The 3,277-nt window shown below is 56.9% G+C and carries 3 protein-coding genes and 1 pseudogene; 2 read left to right on the forward strand and 2 right to left on the reverse strand.

Going from position 1 to position 3,277, the window contains the following annotated elements:
* Together QCH34_RS09400 and QCH34_RS09405 are read left to right on the forward strand one after the other, a co-directional pair.
* Positions 1 to 587: ABC transporter ATP-binding protein (locus tag QCH34_RS09400; RefSeq protein WP_300333266.1), on the forward strand; the 587-nt coding region annotated here is incomplete at its 5' end.
* Positions 584 to 1,288, forward strand: a complete 705-nt coding sequence (locus QCH34_RS09405; RefSeq protein WP_300333268.1) for an ABC transporter permease subunit — start codon at positions 584 to 586, stop codon at positions 1,286 to 1,288. The genes QCH34_RS09400 and QCH34_RS09405, both read left to right, overlap by 4 nt.
* A gap of 56 nt (positions 1,289 to 1,344) precedes the next feature.
* Here the strand turns inward: QCH34_RS09405 and sepS are convergent, their stop codons facing one another.
* Together sepS and QCH34_RS09415 are read right to left on the reverse strand one after the other, a co-directional pair.
* Positions 1,345 to 2,931 carry an O-phosphoserine--tRNA ligase gene (gene sepS, locus QCH34_RS09410; protein WP_300333270.1) on the reverse strand — a complete coding sequence of 529 codons (1,587 nt, stop codon included), beginning with the start codon at positions 2,929 to 2,931 and terminating at the stop codon, positions 1,345 to 1,347.
* Positions 2,928 to 3,277: pseudogene (locus QCH34_RS09415) on the reverse strand (4-demethylwyosine synthase TYW1); the annotation flags it as partial. The gene sepS and the pseudogene QCH34_RS09415, both read right to left, overlap by 4 nt.

Here is a 3,277-nt window from a genome sequence, read left to right on the forward strand (position 1 = left end):
TCGGGATGGTCGGCCTGAATGACCGTGCATATGATCCCGTCGGTACATTCTCAACCGGCATGAAACGGAAGCTCGGGATCGCACGTGCGATCCTCCACAAGCCAGAGGTCCTCTTCCTTGATGAACCATCATCCGGCCTCGACCCCGATGCCCAGCGGATGGTCCGTGACCTGATCCTCTCCCTCTCTGCATCCGGGGCAATGACCGTCTTCATCAACTCGCACCATCTCGATGAGGTGCAGCGGATCTGCACACGTGTGGCAATCCTTGCCAGAGGACAGATCCGGGCAGAGGATTCTGTTGCCCGGCTCACTGCCTCCGGAAACGAATCATCGATCTGGATCGCCTTTGAGGGAGGAGAGGTATCAGAAGATATGCGTCTGGCAGTTCATGCCCTTCCGATGGTAGAGAAAGTGGAGCGGGAGGGAGAGGGAATCATCTGCACCCTGACAGGCGATGGAAGTGCCGCCGATCTCATCTCAACCCTCGTGGAGGCAGGATTTCGGATCGATGAGGCAAAGAAGCGATCCGCAAACCTTGAGGAGATCTATCTCAGGTATGTCCATTCGGGGGAGGAGGCGTCATGAACGAACTGCGTACGATCGCACGGAAGGAATTTCTCCAGGCGATCACCAACAAGGGAGTCCTGATTGCCGCGTTCATCTTTGCGATCTGGTTCCCGGTATTCACCACCCTCGGCATCATGGCAGGCATATCAGGCGATCCCGGCACGGCTCTTGCAGGCCATCTTGCAAGCCTCTCGGTGGTGCTTGCGATCTTCATGGGATATCTCTTCTCTGCAGATGCCTTCTTCCGGGAGAAGAAGGACGGAACGATCCTGACCCTCCTCTGTGCCCCCGTCTCACTCCGGCAGATCTGGGAGGGGAAAGTCCTCGGCGTCGCAACAGCTGCATATGGGATGACGCTCCTCTCTGTCCTGATCACCGTGGCAGTCGCCTTCGCCTTCTCACCAGTCGGGATAACCCTCCCCTGGCTTCTGCTGGTGCATCTCGTAATCATCCTCCCGATCTATGCCGCCGCATCCGCAGGTATCATCGGAGCCGCACAGCTCTACCTGGGGATGCGGGAGAACCAGTTCCTCGGGATGGGCTTTGTCTTCCTCTTCATCTTCCTCATCTTCGGACTCCAGACTTTCATCTCCCCTGAAAGCGGGATCACGATCCAGAACGAACTCTTCTTTTTCGTTCTCGGGCTCGTGCTGCTTCTGCTTGGAAGGAGATGGGCAGGACGGCTCTCAAAAGAGCGTATTGTCAGGACAATAGCGTGATTTAAAAAAGAAATGGGGATTTGCCTCTGGAAAGTAAGGATCTGCGAAGAGATCTCTTACTCTTCCCGCACCCTGCTCTCCACCGTCATGAAGATCGGGCCACGGAGATCGATCTTCTTCCGGTTATCGGTGACAAAGCGCATCGCATGATCGGCGATTTTGATATTCACATCTGATGGGAGTTTTGCCATCTTCACCTGCACGGTTGTCCCTTCCCCGCACCGTGCCGCCTCCTCGATCCGGGCGGCTGCGAGAAGGGCGACGGTATCGATGAACCTGATGCCGGTTTCGATGCCGTTTGCCCTGATATTCGCAAACTTCTCGGTATCGGGCACCCCGAGGATTGCACTCTCATGGATGAAGACCTCGTTTCCGCAGGCAGGCCCAAGGAGCTTTGAGTTCTCTTCCGGCTCAATGACAGTGACATCGAGTGCAGTTCCTGCGATCTCGCCTGACCAGACGGGGAACGAGCAGGGGGATGGCACTGCCGCATGCTCTGTGGCAACTGCTGCAATTGCCTGTGCAAGGACGCGGCCTGCCTCTGTTGACGGCTCTTCGCGGACAGAGACCGCCCGTGCGAGATCCCGATCGGTGAGAGTCGGTGGATAGAACTGGCCGAAGCTGAGCTTTCTGACATCATCTGCCTGGTGGAGGATCATCGCAAGCCGCTCGACGCCAAGGCCGAGGTTCATCACCGGGATACCAACTCCATACTCCCCAAGTGCGGATGGCGAGTAGATCCCAAAGGTCGCCACCTCCACCCAGTCATGCACCGGGTGGCGTGCATACACCTCAGTCTGGGTACCGGGCATGTAGTACTTCGACCGCTTCTCATCAGGCCGAAACTCAAAGTCGGTGAATCCGAAGGCTGAGAGGAGGCCTTCTGCAACCGCCATCCCCTCATCGAGGGTGACATCCTCGCCTGCGACGATACAGGATGCCGAATGGTAGCTCATCAGCCGGGTTGCCCCCTCCTCCTGCTCGCGCCGGAAACACCGGTCGATCGAGAACATCCGTATCGGGTGGGGGTTCCTCATCCAGCATTCGCCAAGGGACATGAACCAGCCTGAGGTCATGTGGGATCTGAGGGTGGATCGGGATGACTCCGGTGCGAGTTCCCGGAACTCGGGGAAGACGGAATCGAGGATATGCACCACTGTCGCATCATCGATGTCAAGCACCACCGAGAGTTCATGGGTGAGATCGTCGCCATCAAAGTCACCCTTCTTATACCGATGCAGGCAGGTGCGGAGCGCCTCTTCTTTCTCAGAATCAATGGGTTTGCCGGTGATCCCCTCGATCCCCTCGATCTGTTTCCGTGCGATCCCGACATTTGGCCTCGGCAGGCCGCCGAGATAGAAGACACGATCCAGAACAGCCATCGCTTCGGGACCGAACTGCCGGTACACCTCCTGTTCCTCGACGATCACCGGGTTCATCGCCTCATCAAAGCCCATTGAAAGATATGCCTGCCTGAGCTTCTGGATGGTATCAAAGACCGGGTGCGGCCGGGCGCGCCGGTACATATACCGCGGGTACTGCCGTGATACAGGCGGTGTGGAGAGCACCTTCGGCCCGTCATGCCATGCCCCTTCAAAATCCTCTTTCGAGCGTTTCCTGAACTCTTCTGCATCAAACTTCATAGATCCTCCTCAAGACAGACAACCCGTGATACCGGACTCTCGTCCCTGATCCGGTACCCTGCCGATTCCGCTATCTTCTCCGCAAAGGAGCGGACATAGGCATGTTCAGGCATCTGATCCATTGATAATCTGCTTCGACTGTATCCAAGATACATATATCCTTTGACCTCGACAAAGTCCGGATGGGCATCAGCAATGATCCGCCCATATGCCTCGGGCGAATGATCATTCAATCCCTTCACCAGCGTCACCCGTACAGCCGATCTCCGGGATGAAAGCAGTGAGAGGCTCTGGAGCACCTGCTCCCAGTAATCCCCTTTCGGTCGGCAGAGCATCGTATAGGTCT

This window comes from Methanocalculus sp., from assembly GCF_029762515.1.
Lineage (GTDB): Archaea > Halobacteriota > Methanomicrobia > Methanomicrobiales > Methanocorpusculaceae > Methanocalculus.